This is a genomic window from Streptomyces sp. NPDC005485, assembly GCF_040606085.1.
Classification (GTDB): domain Bacteria; phylum Actinomycetota; class Actinomycetes; order Streptomycetales; family Streptomycetaceae; genus Streptomyces.
Genome location: NZ_JBEXDZ010000005.1, coordinates 1 through 16,383 on the forward strand (window position 1 = coordinate 1; position 16,383 = coordinate 16,383).

Annotated in this window: 13 protein-coding genes; 3 read left to right on the top strand and 10 right to left on the bottom strand. The window is 70.0% G+C overall.

What is annotated here, in order from left to right; genetic code table 11:
• The 4 genes from ABZS97_RS03345 to ABZS97_RS03360 all read right to left on the bottom strand — a co-directional run.
• The coding region (locus ABZS97_RS03345) for a PfkB family carbohydrate kinase (protein WP_356132972.1) at positions 1 to 195 on the bottom strand (195 nt) is incomplete at its 3' end.
• A 92-nt stretch (positions 196 to 287) separates the two neighbouring features.
• Positions 288 to 2,243 (bottom strand): substrate-binding domain-containing protein, encoded by a 1,956-nt coding sequence (locus ABZS97_RS03350; protein ID WP_356132974.1) that lies wholly within the window; start codon positions 2,241 to 2,243, stop codon positions 288 to 290.
• Positions 2,233 to 3,780 (bottom strand): sugar ABC transporter ATP-binding protein, encoded by a 1,548-nt coding sequence (locus ABZS97_RS03355; protein ID WP_356132976.1) that lies wholly within the window; start codon positions 3,778 to 3,780, stop codon positions 2,233 to 2,235. The genes ABZS97_RS03350 and ABZS97_RS03355 overlap by 11 nt, the downstream gene beginning before the upstream one ends.
• Positions 3,777 to 4,793, bottom strand: a complete 1,017-nt coding sequence (locus ABZS97_RS03360) for a LacI family DNA-binding transcriptional regulator (RefSeq protein WP_356132978.1) — start codon at positions 4,791 to 4,793, stop codon at positions 3,777 to 3,779. Before ABZS97_RS03360 ends, ABZS97_RS03355 begins: the two co-directional genes overlap by 4 nt.
• Positions 4,794 to 4,972: 179 nt before the next feature.
• Here ABZS97_RS03360 and ABZS97_RS03365 point away from each other — a divergent pair, with 179 nt between their 5' ends.
• Together ABZS97_RS03365 and ABZS97_RS03370 are read left to right on the top strand one after the other, a co-directional pair.
• Complete coding sequence (locus ABZS97_RS03365; protein WP_356132980.1) at positions 4,973 to 7,234, top strand: ATP-dependent RecD-like DNA helicase; 2,262 nt, start codon at positions 4,973 to 4,975, stop codon at positions 7,232 to 7,234.
• Between the two features lie 243 nt (positions 7,235 to 7,477).
• Positions 7,478 to 8,776 (top strand): citrate synthase, encoded by a 1,299-nt coding sequence (locus ABZS97_RS03370; protein WP_356132982.1) that lies wholly within the window; start codon positions 7,478 to 7,480, stop codon positions 8,774 to 8,776.
• Between the two features lie 590 nt (positions 8,777 to 9,366).
• On the opposite strand, the gene ABZS97_RS03375 is transcribed toward ABZS97_RS03370, so the two are convergent.
• From ABZS97_RS03375 to ABZS97_RS03385, 3 genes are all read right to left on the bottom strand, one after another.
• A complete protein-coding gene (locus ABZS97_RS03375; RefSeq protein ID WP_356132984.1) occupies positions 9,367 to 11,637 on the bottom strand; it encodes a heavy metal translocating P-type ATPase in 2,271 nt (756 codons plus the stop codon).
• A gap of 105 nt (positions 11,638 to 11,742) precedes the next feature.
• Positions 11,743 to 11,982 carry a cation transporter gene (locus ABZS97_RS03380; RefSeq protein WP_356132987.1) on the bottom strand — a complete coding sequence of 80 codons (240 nt, stop codon included), beginning with the start codon at positions 11,980 to 11,982 and terminating at the stop codon, positions 11,743 to 11,745.
• 95 nt (positions 11,983 to 12,077) lie between these two features.
• Positions 12,078 to 13,028 (bottom strand): PrsW family intramembrane metalloprotease, encoded by a 951-nt coding sequence (locus tag ABZS97_RS03385; protein ID WP_356132989.1) that lies wholly within the window; start codon positions 13,026 to 13,028, stop codon positions 12,078 to 12,080.
• Between the two features lie 202 nt (positions 13,029 to 13,230).
• Here ABZS97_RS03385 and ABZS97_RS03390 point away from each other — a divergent pair, with 202 nt between their 5' ends.
• Positions 13,231 to 14,274: a zinc-dependent alcohol dehydrogenase family protein gene (locus tag ABZS97_RS03390; protein ID WP_356132991.1), complete on the top strand. Its 1,044-nt coding sequence runs from the start codon at positions 13,231 to 13,233 to the stop codon at positions 14,272 to 14,274.
• Here ABZS97_RS03390 and ABZS97_RS03395 read toward each other — a convergent pair.
• The 3 genes from ABZS97_RS03395 to ABZS97_RS03405 all read right to left on the bottom strand — a co-directional run bounded on the left by ABZS97_RS03395 (position 14,255) and on the right by ABZS97_RS03405 (position 16,330).
• Positions 14,255 to 14,845, bottom strand: coding sequence for a GNAT family protein (locus tag ABZS97_RS03395; RefSeq protein ID WP_356132993.1), 591 nt, complete (start codon positions 14,843 to 14,845; stop codon positions 14,255 to 14,257). The genes ABZS97_RS03390 and ABZS97_RS03395 overlap by 20 nt on opposite strands.
• A gap of 87 nt (positions 14,846 to 14,932) precedes the next feature.
• The gene (locus tag ABZS97_RS03400) at positions 14,933 to 15,133 is read right to left on the bottom strand and encodes a MerR family transcriptional regulator (RefSeq protein WP_356132995.1); all 201 of its coding nucleotides are present in this window, start codon (positions 15,131 to 15,133) and stop codon (positions 14,933 to 14,935) included.
• A 243-nt stretch (positions 15,134 to 15,376) separates the two neighbouring features.
• Positions 15,377 to 16,330: a sugar phosphate isomerase/epimerase gene (locus ABZS97_RS03405; protein ID WP_356132997.1), complete on the bottom strand. Its 954-nt coding sequence runs from the start codon at positions 16,328 to 16,330 to the stop codon at positions 15,377 to 15,379.
• Positions 16,331 to 16,383 lie beyond the last annotated feature (53 nt).

A 16,383-nucleotide genomic window follows, 5' to 3' on the forward strand; every position in this document is an offset into this window, starting at 1 on the left:
GTCGCCGACGCGCGCCAGCAGGGCCGTACGGGCCCCGAGGCGGGCGGCGGCGACCGCCTGGTTGGCGCCCTTGCCGCCGGGGTGGACGGCGAGGTCGGAGCCGAGCACCGTCTCCCCGGCCGCCGGCCGCCGTTCGACGCCGATCACCAGGTCGGCGTTGGCCGACCCTACGACCAGAAGGTCGTAGTCGTACATGAACTGTCTCCCTGCATAGGTGACTTGATGGGACAACCGGGGGTGGGCGGTCTCGTGGAGCGCCCACCCCCGGCCGGTCGGTCGGAGGCCTCTCAGCCGCCGAAGCCCGCCACGTTCTTCGACGTGACCACCTTCACCGGCACCTTCACCGTCTCGGCGGTCTTCTTGCCGTCGGCCGCCTTCAGCGCGTTCTCGACGGCGATCCGGCCGAGCTCCTTCGGCTGCTGGGCCACGGACGCGTAGAGCGTGCCCGCCTGTACGGCCTTCAGACCGTCGGGGGTGCCGTCGAAGCCGATGACGGAGACCGACTTGCCGGCCTTGGAGCCGAGCGCCTTGATCGCGCCGAGCGCCATCTCGTCGTTCTCGGCGAAGACACCGTCGACGTCGGGGTGGGCCTGGAGCAGGTTCGTCATCACGTCGAGGCCCTTGGTGCGGTCGAAGTCCGCGGGCTGCTGGGCGACGACCTTGATGCCCGGGTAGGCCTTCAGGCCCTCGGCGAAACCGGCCCCGCGCTCGCGGCTCGCCGACGTTCCGGCCAGCCCCTGGAGGATCACGATCTTGCCCTTGCCGCCGAGCTTCTCGGCCATCGCCTTGGCGCCGAGCTTGCCGCCCTCGATGTTGTCGGAGGCGACCAGCGCGGCGGTGTCGGCCTTGTTGACGCCGCGGTCCACGCCGACGACGGGGATGTCGGCCTTGTTCGCGGAGCGCACCGAGGGGCCCGCGGCGTCCGAGTCCACCGGGTTGACGATGATCGAGCCGACCCCGGAACTGGTGAAGTTCTGCAGCTGGTTGGCCTGCTGGGAGGCGTCGTTCTGCGCGTCCGTCACCGTCAGGTCGGCGCCCAGCTTCTTCGCCTCCTCCTGCGCACCCGCCTTGATCTGCACGAAGAACGGGTTGTTCAGGGTGGAGAGGGACAGGCCGATCTTCTTGTTCGCCGCGGCCGAGGAGTCGTCGTTGTGCAGGAACGACATCGCTCCGACGACGGCGGCCGCGACCACCGCGGCGATCACGTACGTCGCCGCCTGCCGGCCCCGGTCGCCACCGCTCGACGTACCGGCGGCCACCGGGGTCGCCCCGGCCTTGCGGCGGACCGTGTCGAGGAGCACCGCGAGCGCGATGACGACACCGATGACGACCTGCTGCCAGAACGCGGACACCGACAGGAGGTTGAGGCCGTTGCGCAGCACCGCGAGGATCAGCGCGCCGATCAGGGTGCCGGACGCCTTGCCGGTGCCGCCCGCGAGGGAGGCGCCGCCGATGACGACCGCGGCGATCGCGTCCAGCTCGTAGCCCTGCGCGGCCTGCGGCTGCGCGGAGGAGAGGCGGGAGGCGAGGACGATGCCCGCGGCGGCCGCGAAGAGACCGGAGAGGGCGTAGATCGCGATCTTCTGCTTCTTCACGCGGAGGCCGGAGAGACGGGCCGCCTCCTCGTTGCCGCCGATCGCGTACATGGAGCGGCCGATGTACGTACGGCCGAGGATCACGGCGGTGATCAGGCCCATCACGACCATCACCAGGACCGGCACCGGCAGCCAGCCGCCCAGGGTGTCACCGAGGTGCGAGACCGAGTCGGGGAACGCGATCGGGCTGCCCTGCGAGATGACGAGCGACAGGCCGCGGCCCACCGAGAGCATGGCCAGCGTCGCGATGAACGGCGGCAGCTTCCCGTACGAGATCAGGACGCCGTTGACGAAGCCGCAGGCTATGCCGGTGGCGATCGCGAGGATCACCGCGATCCAGACCGGGACGCCCTCCGAAGTGGCCATCCAGGCAAGGACGGTGGCGGAGAGCGCGGCGACCGAGCCGACCGACAGGTCGATGCCCGCCGAGACGATCACGAAGGTGACGCCGAAGGCGAGGATCGCCGTCACGGCCGCCTGGACGCCGATGTTGAGCAGGTTGTCCGTCGTCAGGAAGTCGCCGGACAGCGCCGACATCGCGACGACGAGGACGATCAGCGCGCTGAGCGCACCGTTGTCGAGCAGGAGGCGGCGGACCGCCGAGGCGCCACTCGCGCCCGTTGTGCTCTTGAGCGTGTCAGTGGCCACGGGGGGCCTCCTTCTCGGTCTTTTCGGTGTTCGTGCCGGCGGCTTCCGTGTTCGTGCCGACGGCGAGGGCCATCACCGAGTCCTGGGTGGCCTCGGCGGCGGTGAGTTCGCCCGCGATGCGGCCCTGCGCCATGACGAGGACCCGGTCGCTCATGCCCAGGACCTCGGGCAGGTCGCTGGAGATCATCAGGACGGCGGCGCCGGCGGCCGTCAGTTCGTTGACGAGCTGGTAGATCTCGACCTTGGCGCCGACGTCGATACCGCGCGTCGGCTCGTCGAGGATCAGCACCTTGGTGTCGGCGAGCAGCCACTTGCCGATGACGACCTTCTGCTGGTTGCCGCCGGAGAGGGTGCGCACATGCTGGCCGAGCCCGGCCATCCGGACGCCGAGCTGCTCGGCGATCCGCGCGGCGGACTCCCGCTGGCTCTTGAGGTCGACGAACCCGCCGTGGGTCGCGGTGCGCAGTGTCACCAGGCCGAGGTTCTCCTCGACGGAGGCGTCGAGGACGAGCCCTTGCCCCTTGCGGTCCTCCGGCACGAGCCCGATCCCCGCGGTCATCGCCGCGTTGACGTCGTGCCGCGGCAGCCGTGCCCCGGCGACCTCGACGGACCCCTTGTCGTAGGGGTCGGCGCCGAAGACGGCCCGTACGACCTCGGTACGTCCGGCACCGACGAGCCCCGCGATGCCGACGACCTCACCGGCGCGCACCTCGAAGCTCACGTCGCGGAAGACGCCGTCCTTGGTGAGCCCCTCGACGGTCAGCAGCGCGGCACCGGCGTCGGCCCGTTCGCGCGGGTACTGCTGTTCGATGGAGCGGCCCACCATGAGGCGTACGAGTTCGTCCTCGGGCGTGGACGCGGGCACCTGGCCCACGCTCCTGCCGTCGCGGATGACCGTGACCCGGTCGCCCAGGGCGGCGATCTCCTCCAGGTGGTGCGTGATGAAGACGATGCCCACACCGTCCTCGCGCAGCCGGCGCACGATGGTGAAGAGCTTCTCGACCTCTTCGGAGGTGAGCACGGCGGTGGGCTCGTCCATGATGAGCACGCGCGCGTTCAGGCTGAGCGCCTTCGCGATCTCGACCATCTGAAGGCGTGCGATACCGAGTTCACGGACACGCGCGCGTGGGGACACGTTGACGCCGACACGCTTCAGCAGTGCCTCGGCGTCGGTCTCCATGGTCTTGCGGTCGATCAGTCCGAAGCGGCGGGGCTGCCGGCCCAGGAAGATGTTCTCGGCGACCGTCAGATCGGGGACCAGGTTGAACTCCTGGTAGATCGTCGCGATGCCGAGGCGCTCGGAGTCCTGCGCCCCGTGGATGCGCTCTTCCTTGCCGTCGACCAGGACACGTCCCGAGTCGGGCTGGTAGGCGCCGGACAGCATCTTGATGAGGGTGCTCTTGCCCGCGCCGTTCTCGCCGAGCAGCACGTGCACCTCGCCGCGGCGCAGATCGAAGTCGACGCTGTCGAGCGCGACCACACCGGGGAAGGCCTTGCGTATCCCTTCGATACGCAGCAACTCGTCCGGGTTGCTCACGGGTTGCTCCTGTTCGTTACGGGGGACTCGCCGCACGAGCGGCGCACGACGAGTCGGGCGGGGAGGGTGACGGACTGCGGGGGCCGTCCCTCGATGCGGTCGATCAGGGCCCGTACGGCGGCCCTGCCCAGCTCGCCCGTCGGCTGGGCGATCGCCGTGATCGGCGGATCGGTGTGCACGAACCACGGGATGTCGTCGAACGCGGCGAGCGCGAGGTCCTCGGGAACCCGCATCCCGCGCGCGCGGACCGCGTCCAGCGCGCCGAGCGCCATCAGGTTGTCCGCGGCGAAGACGACCTCGGGCGGCTCGGGCAGGTCGAGGAACCCCTCGGTCGCCCGGCGCCCGCTCTCGGCCTGGAAGTCGCCCTGGCCTATGTAGGCGTCGGGGAGTTCCAGACCGTGGGCGGCGAGTGCCTCGCGGAAGGCCTCCACGCGTTCGCTGCCGGTGGTGGTCGCCGCCGGGCCCGCGATGATGGCGAGCCTGCGGTGGCCGAGGCCGTGCAGATGGGCGACGAGATCGCGGACTGCCGCGCGCCCGTCCGCCCGCACCACGGGCACGTCCACGCCCGGGATCCAGCGGTCCACGAAGACCATCGGGGTCCCCGCGCGGGCGGCGCCCAGCAGCGCGGGCGAGCCGCCGTCGGCGGGGGAGACGAGGAGGCCGTCGATACGGCGGTCCAGGAGCGTACGGACGTGGTGGTCCTGCAGCTCGGGCCGCTCGTCGGCGTTGCCGATGATGACGCTGTAGCCGAGCGCGCGGGCCTCCTCCTCGACGGAGCGGGCCAGCTCGGTGAAGTACGGGTTGAGTACGTCGCTGATGACCAGGCCGAGGGTGCGGGTCTGGTCGGTGCGCAGGGAACGGGCGACGGCGTTGGGGCGGTAGCCCAGCGTGTCGACGGCAGCCAGGACGCGGGTGCGCGCCTCGGGGCTGACGGACGGATGGTCGTTCAGGACACGCGAGACCGTGGCGACGGATACGCCCGCCTCGGCGGCGACGTCCTTGATGCTCGCCATCGTCGCTCCACCTCCTCGTGGAATCGATTACACGACTTCGTGTACCGAGGATTGGAATCGATTACACGGGACTTTGGCAAGACCCTGAGACTCGATTGTGATGAAGCCCGCCGCAGGTGCGCGGCCCGGCTTGCCCACAGGCCGCCCGCGCTGTCAGTCCCCGGCGGTAGCGTCGGATCATGTCCAATCAGGCGGGGACCACCCGGCAGGTCAACCTGGCGGTGGTGGAGGGCGTACTGGAGCGCATCACGTACGCGAACGAGGAGAACGGGTACACGGTCGCCCGGGTGGACACCGGACGGGGCGCCGCCGACCTGCTCACCGTCGTGGGCTCACTCCTCGGAGCCCAGGTGGGGGAGTCCCTGCGCATGGAGGGCCGCTGGGGCTCGCACCCGCAGTACGGCAAGCAGTTCACGGTGGAGAACTACACGACGGTGCTCCCGGCCACCGTCCAGGGCATCCGCCGCTATCTCGGCTCCGGCCTGGTCAAGGGCATCGGCCCGGTCTTCGCCGACCGCATCACCCAGCACTTCGGCATCGACACCCTGCAGATCATCGAGGAGGAGCCGAAGCGGCTCATCGAGGTCCCCGGCCTCGGCCCCAAGCGCACCAAGAAGATCGCCGACGCCTGGGAGGAACAGAAGGCGATCAAGGAGGTCATGCTCTTCCTCCAGACCGTCGAGGTGTCCACGTCGATCGCGGTGCGCATCTACAAGAAGTACGGCGACGCCTCGATCTCGGTCGTCAAGAACCAGCCCTACCGCCTCGCCTCCGACGTCTGGGGCATCGGCTTCCTCACCGCCGACAAGATCGCCCAGTCCGTCGGCATCCCGCACGACAGCCCGGAGCGCGTCAAGGCCGGCCTGCAGTACGCCCTGTCGCAGTCCACCGACCAGGGCCACTGCTTCCTCCCCGAGGAGCAGCTGATCGCCGACGCGGTGAAGCTCCTCCAGGTCGACACGGGCCTGGTCATCGAGTGCCTCGCCGAGCTGGCGGCACCCCCGCAGGAGGGCGAGGACCCCGGAGTCGTACGGGAGAAGGTGCCGGGCCCGGACGGCGGCACGCCCGTGACCGCGATCTACCTGGTCCCCTTCCACCGCGCCGAACTCTCCCTCTCCGCCCAGCTGTTGCGCCTGCTGCGCACCGAGGAGGACCGGATGCCGGGCTTCCATGACGTGGCCTGGGACAAGGCGCTGACCTGGCTCAAGGGGCGTACGGGCGCGGAGCTGGCCCCCGAGCAGGAGGAAGCCGTCCGGCTCGCGCTCACCAAGAAGGTCGCCGTGCTCACCGGCGGCCCCGGCTGCGGCAAGTCCTTCACGGTCCGGTCGATCATCGAGCTGGCCCGCGCCAAGAAGGCGAAGGTCGTGCTCGCCGCCCCCACCGGCCGCGCCGCCAAACGCCTCGCCGAGCTGACCGGAGCCGAGGCCTCCACCGTGCACCGGCTCCTGGAGCTGAAGCCGGGCGGCGACGCGGCGTACGACAAGGACCGCCCCCTGGACGCGGACCTGGTGGTGGTCGACGAGGCGTCGATGCTCGACCTGCTGCTCGCCAACAAGCTGGTCAAGGCGGTTCCCCCGGGCGCCCATCTGCTCTTCGTCGGGGACGTCGACCAGCTGCCCAGCGTCGGCGCGGGCGAGGTGCTGCGCGATCTCCTCGCGGACGGCGGCCCGGTCCCGGCCGTCCGCCTGACCAAGGTCTTCCGCCAGGCCCAGCAGTCCGGGGTGGTCACCAACGCGCACCGGATCAACTCCGGGCAGCACCCGGTCACCGACGGCATGAAGGACTTCTTCCTCTTCGTCGAGGACGAGACGGAGGAGGCCGGCCGGCTCACCGTGGACGTGGCGGCCCGGCGGATTCCGGCCAAGTTCGGCCTCGATCCACGGCGCGACGTCCAGGTCCTCGCACCGATGCACCGGGGCCCGGCGGGCGCGGGCACGCTGAACGGCCTGCTGCAGCAGGCGATCACGCCCGCCCGCCCGGACCTCCCCGAGAAACGCTTCGGCGGCCGTGTCTTCCGGGTCGGCGACAAGGTCACCCAGATCCGCAACAATTACGACAAGGGCAAGAACGGTGTCTTCAACGGCACCGTGGGCGTGGTGACCTCCCTCGATCCGGACGAGCAGCGCCTTACGGTGCTGACGGACGAGGACGAGGAGGTGGCGTACGAGTTCGACGAGCTCGACGAGCTGGCGCACGCCTACGCGGTGACGATCCACCGCTCCCAGGGCAGCGAGTACCCGGCGGTGGTGATCCCGGTCACCACCGGAGCGTGGATGATGCTGCAGCGGAATCTGCTCTACACGGCGGTGACCCGTGCCAAGAGGCTGGTCGTCCTGGTCGGTTCGCGCAAAGCCATAGGTCAGGCGGTACGCACGGTGTCCGCCGGACGGCGGTGCACGGCGCTGGACTTCCGGCTCTCCCCCCGGCCTCTGGAGCGCTGATCGACCCGCTTCGGGGCCCCTCGGAGCAGGCATCGTGAAAAATGATCGATCAAACGAGTCGCAAAGGTCACAGAGCACTTCCGGAAGCGAGGCGAAGGGGGGCAGGATGAGCAGGTTGGCGGCACTGAGTGCCGCCAATAGGCCCAATGGTCGACCCCCAGTGCACTCTTCAGGGCCGAATGGGGGATGGTAGAGACAGTCAGGGCACCTCGAAGAAGAGGCACAACGTCGGTGAGGGATGACGTGAGCGAGCAGACCAACAACGCTGTAGTACTGCGGTTCGGCGATGGCGAGTACACCTACCCGGTGATCGACAGCACCGTCGGCGACAAGGGCTTCGACATCGGGAAGCTCCGCGCCCAGACCGGGCTGGTGACGCTGGACAGCGGATACGGCAATACCGCCGCGTATAAATCCGCGATCACCTACCTCGACGGCGAGCAGGGCATCCTCCGCTACCGCGGCTACCCGATCGAGCAGCTGGCCGAGCGCTCCACGTTCCTGGAGGTGGCCTACCTCCTGATCAACGGTGAGCTGCCGACGGTCGACGAGCTCTCCACGTTCAAGGACGAGATCACGCAGCACACCCTGCTGCACGAGGACGTCAAGAACTTCTACCGCGGCTTCCCGCGCGACGCCCACCCGATGGCGATGCTGTCCTCGGTCGTCTCCGCGCTGTCCACCTTCTACCAGGACAGCCACAACCCGTTCGACGAGAAGCAGCGCAACCTCTCGACGATCCGGCTGCTCGCCAAGCTTCCGACGATCGCCGCGTACGCGTACAAGAAGTCGATCGGCCACCCCTTCGTCTACCCGCGCAACGACCTCGGGTACGTCGAGAACTTCCTGCGCATGACCTTCTCGGTCCCCGCGCAGGACTACGAGCCGGACCCGGTCGTCGTCTCCGCGCTCGAGAAGCTGCTGATCCTGCACGCGGACCACGAGCAGAACTGTTCGACCTCGACGGTCCGCCTGGTCGGCTCGTCGCAGGCCAACATGTTCGCGTCGATCTCCGCCGGCATCTCCGCCCTGTGGGGCCCGCTGCACGGCGGCGCCAACCAGTCCGTCCTGGAGATGCTCGAGGGCATCCAGGCCAACGGCGGCGACGTCGACTCCTTCATCCGCAAGGTGAAGAACAAGGAGGACGGCGTCCGCCTGATGGGCTTCGGCCACCGGGTGTACAAGTCCTTCGACCCGCGCGCGAAGATCATCAAGGCTGCCGCGCACGACGTCCTCTCGGCCCTCGGCAAGTCCGACGAGCTGCTGGACATCGCGCTCAAGCTGGAGGAGCACGCGCTCTCCGACGACTACTTCGTCTCGCGCAACCTCTACCCCAACGTGGACTTCTACACGGGCCTGATCTACCGCGCCATGGGCTTCCCGACCGAGATGTTCACGGTCCTGTTCGCCCTCGGCCGCCTCCCGGGCTGGATCGCCCAGTGGCACGAGATGATCAAGGAGCCGGGTTCCCGCATCGGCCGCCCGCGCCAGATCTACACGGGCGAGGTCCTGCGCGACTTCGTTCCGGTCGAGGCGCGCTGACCTCGTAGCCGCCGGTTGCCCTGCCAGGGCAACCCGCAGCGCGCCTCTTCGGAGGCGAACCGAGCCCCAAAAAATACGGAAAGCGCCCCGCTACCAGTCCCCCCACGGGCTGGCAGTCGGGGCGCTTTCCTTGTCCCGGTGCGGATTCCCCCCACGGGATCCGGCCGGGCGTCTGTGGACAGCGCCTGAATCGCTGCGAGCAAAACGAGCAAAACTCGATGTGCTCCGGTACTGCGTACTGCGTCCTGCGGTGCTGCGTTGCGATCTGCCGGGACCCGTACGACGGGAGGGCCGCTCAAAGCTCCCCGGTGTACGTGTCCCGGCAACGCAATTTCCGGGAACGTCCCCCAAGACATCCCCAGATGTCAGTCACGCCCCCCAAGACGCTTCTGACATCGCCAACTTAGACTCACGAACCCCTTCGATGGTTACGTTCACATCACTGTGATCTGCGTCTCTTGCGTATGTCCTGAAGATACGCAAGAGCCCCAAAACGTCAATCGGGACCCAAGCGTAAGGAAGATGCGCGAGCCTTGTGAAGAGCTTATGTGAGGCTCCCGTTGGACTCTAGGGGGACTCTTACTTCGACGTCATGAGAATGTCCGGAGCCGAAGGCTGTTCGTCACCACGAACACCGACGAGAAGGCCATCGCGGCGCCCGCGATCATCGGGTTCAGCAGCCCGGCCGCGGCCAGCGGCAGCGCGGCCACGTTGTACCCGAAGGCCCAGACCAGGTTTCCCTTGATGGTGCCGAGGGTCCTGCGCGACAGCCGGATCGCGTCCGCGGCCACCCGCAGGTCCCCGCGCACCAGGGTCAGGTCGCTCGCCTCGATCGCCGCGTCGGTGCCGGTGCCCATGGCCAGGCCCAGGTCGGCGGTGGCGAGCGCGGCCGCGTCGTTGACGCCGTCGCCGACCATCGCGACGCTGCGGCCCTCGCCCTGCAGCCGCTTCACCACGTCGACCTTGTCCTGCGGCAGCACCTCGGCGATCACGTTTTCGGCGTCGATGCCCACGGCCCGGGCGACCGACTCGGCGACTGCCCGGTTGTCCCCGGTCAGCAGCACCGGCGTGAGCCCGAGGGCACGCAGTTTCCGTACGGCCTCGGCGCTGGTCTCCTTGATCGCGTCGGCGACGGTCAGTACACCGAGCACCACCCCGTCCAGGGCGACCACGACGGCCGTACGGCCTTCCGCCTCCGCCGCGGCCTTGGCCCGGGCCGGTCCGTCGGGGAGCACGTCGGCGCCGGCGAACCGACCGACGGTGACCTCGCGGCCCTCCACTCGCCCGCGCACCCCGAGTCCGGGCACGTTCTCGAAGTGCTCGACCGCGGGAAGGGCCCCTGTGCGCTCCTCGGCGCCCGCCGCGACCGCCTGGGCGATCGGGTGCTCGGAGGCGTGCTCAAGGGCGCCTGCGAGCCGCAGCAGCTCGTTCTCGGAGGTGCCGTCGGCCGCGTACACCTCGTGGAGGGTCATCCGGCCGGTCGTCACGGTTCCGGTCTTGTCCAGGACGACGGTGTCGACGCGGCGGGTGGACTCCAGGACCTCGGGGCCCTTGATGAGGATGCCGAGCTGGGCGCCGCGACCCGTGCCGACCATGAGGGCGGTCGGCGTGGCCAGCCCCAGCGCGCACGGGCAGGCGATGATCAGGACCGCCACGGCGGCGGTGAAGGCGGCGACCGTGTCACCGGTGACGCCGATCCACACCCCGAAGGTGCCGAGCGCGAGCACCAGCACCACCGGCACGAAGATCCCGGAGATCCGGTCGGCCAGGCGCTGCACCTCGGCCTTGCCGTTCTGCGCGTCCTCGACGAGGCGCGCCATGCGGGCGAGCTGGGTGTCGGCGCCGACGCGGGTGGCCTCGACGACGAGCCGGCCCCCGGCGTTCACGGTCGCGCCCGTCACCGTCGAGCCCGCCGAGACGTCGACCGGCACCGACTCGCCGGTCAGCATCGAGGCGTCCACCGCCGAGGTGCCCTCGACGACGGTACCGTCCGTGGCGATCTTCTCGCCGGGCCGTACGACGAAGCGGTCACCGACGGCCAACTGACCGATCGGGACGCGTACTTCGCGGCCTCCCCGGAGCACGGACACGTCCTTGGCGCCCAGTTCGAGCAGTGCCTTGAGCGCGGCTCCCGCGCGGCGCTTGGAGCGGGCCTCCAGATAGCGGCCGAGCAGGATGAACGCGACGACTCCGGAGGCGACCTCGAGGTAGATCGACGAAGCGCCGTCCGTGCGGGAGACGGTGAACTCGAAGCCGTCCTTCATGCCCGACATCCCCGCGTCGCCGAAGAACAGCGCCCACAGGGACCAGCCGAAGGCGGCGAGCGTGCCGACCGAGACGAGCGTGTCCATGGTGGCCGCGCCGTGCCGCGCGTTGGTGAACGCGGCCCTGTGGAACGGCAGCCCGCCCCAGACGACGACGGGTGCGGCGAGCGTCAGCGACAGCCACTGCCAGTTGTCGAACTGGAGGGCCGGGACCATCGCCATCAGGATGACCGGGACGGCGAGCAGGACGGAGACGGTGAGGCGCTCACGCAGGGAGGCCAGTTCGGAGTCCTTCGAGGGCGGGGCCTCTTCCTCGTCCCGCACCGGCGCGGGCGGCGGGGGCTCCTCGGCCGTGTAGCCCGTCTTCACGACGGTGGCGATCAGGTCGGCGACCTGTACCCCCGCCGGGTACGAGACCTTCGCCTTCTCCGTCGCGAAGTTCACCGTGGCGGTGACGCCGTCCATGCGGTTGAGCTTCTTCTCGACACGCGCCGCGCAGGAGGCGCAGGTCATGCCGCCGATGGCGAGTTCGACCTCGGCGGCCGCCTCTGTCTGCGCGGTCCGCGCTATGGGGCTCTCGGGTACTGCGGTGGTCATGTCCGGCTCCAGTGGGTGAACCGGGCCGTACGGAGCCAGTATCAGCTGGTCGGTACGGCCCGGTGTGGAGAGGTGCGTTCCCTCTGCCCGAGGGGGCGAGGGCGCTCAGGCCTTGACGACGAGCTCGAAGCCGGCCTCGTCGACGGCGGCGCGGACGGCCTCCTCGTCGAGCGGCGCGGCGGAGACGACGGTGACCTCGCCGGTCGAGGCGACGGCCTTCACCGAGCTGACACCGGCGATCTCGGAGATCTCGCCGGACACGGAGCCTTCACAGTGTCCGCAGCTCATCCCGCTCACCTGGTAGACGGTCGTGACGGTGCCGGGGGTGTCGGTCTGGGCGGTCATGGCGTTACTCCTCGTCGAGGCGTGCGTGGCGTGCGTGTGCGGGAGGGGGTCCCTGGGTTCCAGGGTCCTCGCCCCATGCTCGCCACACTATACCCCTAGGGGGTATTTCTCCAAGTGGGGTCGCGCCGGGCCAGCGATCGCACCCAGGCCACCCCGGCCAGCGAGACGAGGACCAGGCCGCCCATCGAGAAGAGCGTGAAGAGATGCTCCTGGTCGTCGCTCGGCGTGGGGATGTAGCCCTGCGCGAAGAGGCTCCGGTCGAGGCCCGCGCCGGCCAGTCGTGCCACCAGCCAGATCGCGATGCCGTGCGTGGAATCCCACAGAGCGTGCAGCAGTGAGACGCCGAGGTAGGCGCCGAGCACCGGCGCGGCGAAGTGGAAGCGCCCGTTCGGGCGGCGGTACGCCAGCAGCACGGCACCCGAGATGGCCGTCCACAGGCCGTGCCCGAAGGGGGCGAGCACCCCGCGCAGGATCTCCGTCTCCAGCAGGGCCCGCAGATCCACGCCCTTCATCGAGACGGCGGCGTTGAACGCGTACCCCGAACTCTCCAGCGCCGCGAAGCCGAAACCGACGGCCGCGCCGAGCACCAGCCCCGCCCGCAGCCCCCGGATCCGGGTGTGCCGGCGCAGCACGAACATCAGTGCCGCGAGCTTGGCCGCCTCCTCGATCAGTCCGACGCCGACGTACATCCCCAGTGAGGGGTGCAGCAGGTAGTACTCCATCGCCGACGCGCCCAGCACCCCCAGCGTCCCGCCGATCAGGAAACAGCCGAGGATCAGATGCACGCCCAGGTCACGCCCGTGCCGCTCGTACGCCCACAGCACGAAGGTGACCGGGACGAGGAAACCGCCGAGCAGGATCAGGGTCGGCAGGAGGGTCGTGTTCCTTGTCGCGTACGTGACGACCGCGGTCAGCGCCCAGAGCGCGAGCCCGCCGCCCAGGCACTGCCGCCATAGTCCGGCGCGGATGCGGGGGTACGGCGGCGGGGGCTGCTTCGGTCCGGGAATGCGGGCTCGGGGCGCGCCGGGCGGCGGAGACTGGGTCACGTCACATCCCTCGGGCTCGACACATCGCATACGGATATGCGGATTTATCCGCACCTTATGGTGAATCTCCGCTATGCCGCAGTCCGGAAGGGGCATCCGGATCAAGCCCGCTGTCAGGTCTGTCGGCGTGGGCGACAGGAACCGGTGGAGGTCCTAGCGTTCCTCCGGACGGTGTTGATCTCCGGGCTGAGGGGCGAGACGGATGCGGGCAGTGGTGTTCGAGCGGTACGGGGAGCCGGCTGAGGTGCGCGAGGTGGCGGACCCGGAGCCCGCGGAACACGGCGTCGTGGTGCGGGTGGAGGCCACGGGGCTGTGCCGGAGCGACTGGCACGGCTGGATGGGCCACGACCCGGACATCACGCTGCCGCACGTCCCCGGGCACGAACTCGCCGGGGTGGTCGAGGCGGTGGGCGCCCGGGTCACCGGCTGGCACCCCGGCGACCGGGTCACCGTGCCGTTCGTGTGCGCCTGCGGCAGCTGCCCGTCCTGCGCCGCCGGTGACCAGCAGGTGTGCGAGCGGCAGACCCAGCCGGGGTTCACGCACTGGGGTTCGTTCGCGGAGTACGTCGCGCTGGAGCACGCCGACGTGAACCTGATCGCGCTGCCGGACGAGCTGTCCTACGGGACGGCGGCGTCGCTGGGCTGCCGGTTCGCCACGGCGTTTCGCGCGGTCGTCGCGCAGGGCAGGGTGGCGCCGGGGGAGTGGGTGGCCGTGCACGGCTGCGGGGGCGTCGGGCTGTCGGCGGTGATGATCGCGGCGGCCGCCGGGGCGCGGGTGGTCGCCGTCGACGTGTCCGCCCAGGCCCTGGACCTGGCAAGGAAGTTCGGAGCCGCGGAGTGCGTGGACGCCGGACGGGTCGAGGACACCGCCGAGGCCGTACGCGAACTGACCGGAGGCGGCGCCCACCTGTCTCTCGACGCCCTGGGCTCACCCGTCACGTGCGCGGCCTCGGTGAACGGCCTGCGCCGCCGCGGCCGCCATGTCCAGGTCGGCCTGCTCCCCTCGCCGACGGGTTCGAGCGCCGTCCCCATGTCCCGCGTGATCGGCCTGGAACTCGAAGTCCTCGGCAGCCACGGCATGGCGGCCCACGCCTACCCGTCGATGCTGGAGCTCGTGACTGCCGGGGTGCTGCGCCCCGACCTCCTTGTGACCTCGGCCATCACCCTCGACGCGGCGCCCGCCGCGCTGGCGGCGATGGGAACGGCACCGGGGGCGGGCGTGACGGTCATCGAACCGTGGAGCTGACCGCGGCGATGTCGGGGTGCCCGCGGTGGACCGCCCAGTCCTGCGCGAGGACCGCCATGACCGTCTCGTCCAGCAGGTCCTCGCCGCGCACCAGCGCCTGCCGTCGGACACCTTCCTCCACGAAGCCGACCTTCTCGTAGACACGGCGGGCCCGGTGGTTGTCGCTGAACAGCTCCAACTGGATCCGGTTCAGCCCCAGTTGCTCGAAGCCGTACCCGACGATCAGCCGGGTCGCCTCGGTGCCGAGACCCCGGCCGCGTCCGCGGGGCCCGACGAGTGTGCGGAAGCTGCAGCTGCGGGCGTCGGGGTCCCACTCGTACAGGACGACCTCGCCGACGAGTTCCGCGGTGGCCCGGTCCGTCACGGCGAGGTCGAGCCGGTCGGTCTGTGCGTTGCGGGAGGCGTACCAGGAGCGCAGCCGCTCCTCGGTGAGCACGGTCGACGGCTCGAAGGTGAAACGGATGACCTCGGGGTCCTCGATGATCTCGGCGATCCGGGTCGCGTCGTCCTCGGTGAACGGCCGCAGCAGCGACCTCTCCCCGGTGAGCACGGGCTTGACGGAGAAGTTCATCCGGCGATCTTCGGCGGCGCGGCAGCACACCTGCAACCGAATAGAACTGTGCCCCACGCGGGGGTGGGGCACAGAGGGGCGGCGGCCTCAGTCGTCTCTTCGGCCGCGGTTGCCGGGCCGGGAGGCGACCCAGGCCCGCACGGTGTCGGCGTACCAGTAGGGCTTCCCGCCCTCGACGTGATCGGGCGCGGGCAGCAGCCCGTGCTTGCGGTACGACCTCACGGTGTCCGGCTGCACCTTGATGTGCGCAGCGATCTCCTTGTACGACCAGAGCCGACGGTCGGTCATGAGTGGCACCTCCCTGCGCGCGCCGCGGCGGCGGCCGGGGGCGGCCGTCGGGGGAGCCGGGCGCTGCGCTGGCGATCACAAAGCCTGTGCCCCGTGAACGACGCAGCGTGAGCGCCAGGCAGCCCCTGTCGACCGGGTGTGACACAAGACCCGCGTACACGGGACATGTGTGACAGGAGTGCGTTATTTGTGACAGGAGTGACGCAAACGGCCCACGTCGGTGCTGTCGGTGTCGGGCGAGGGCTACGCCCCGCACGACCTCAGAAACGCCCGGGTCCGCTGCGCGATCGGCAGCGGGCGGTCCGGCTCGCACGGGTACATGTCCTGCTCGACGATCGCGAAGAGATCGACGTCCAGTTTCTGTGCTGCCGCCAGCACCGGCTCCAGCGCGGGCACCCCGGACGGCGGCTCGCACATCACGCCCTTCGCCACCGCGGGTCCGAACGGGATCTCCTCGGCGCGCACCTCGGCCAGGATCGCCGGGTCCACCTGCTTGAGGTGGAGGTATCCGATCCGCTCCCCGTACGTCTCGATCAGCTTGACGCTGTCCCCGCCGCAGTAGGCGTAGTGCCCGGTGTCCAGGCACAGCGACACGAGCGACGAGTCCGTTCCGTCGAGGAAGCGGACGACGTTCTGCTCGCTGTCGATGTGGGTGTCGGCGTGCGGGTGGACGACGATCTCCAGCCCGTACCGCTCCCGCACCTCGTGTGCGAGCCGCTCGGTCTGGGTGGTGAGGTGCCGCCACTGCGTCGGTGTCAGCGTGCTGTCCTCAAGGACCTCGCCGGTCTTGTCGTCGCGCCAGAAGGCGGGGATGACGACGAGGTGCGAGGCGCCCATCGCCTGGGTGAGCGCCGCGATGTCCGAGACGTGCGCCCAGGTGGAGTCCCACACGTCCGGCCCACGGTGCAGCCCCGTGAAGACGGTGCCGGCGGACACGGTGAGCCCGCGCCGCTCGGTCTCGTCCTTCAGGACGGCCGGATCGGTGGGCAGATAGCCGTACGGGCCCAGCTCGATCCACTCGTACCCGGACGCGGAGACCTCGTCGAGGAACCGCTGCCAGGGCACCTGCCGGGGGTCGTCGGGAAACCAGACTCCCCAGGAGTCGGGAGCCGAACCGACCCGGATGCGGGACAGTGAGGACTGAGGCGAAGGCGCAGGCGAGGACTGGGGCGAAGGCCGCGGTGACAACGACGTCATGGGCGTCAGCTTCCGGCCGACCGGGAGAGGTGTCAAGCTCTGGTCCGAATGTC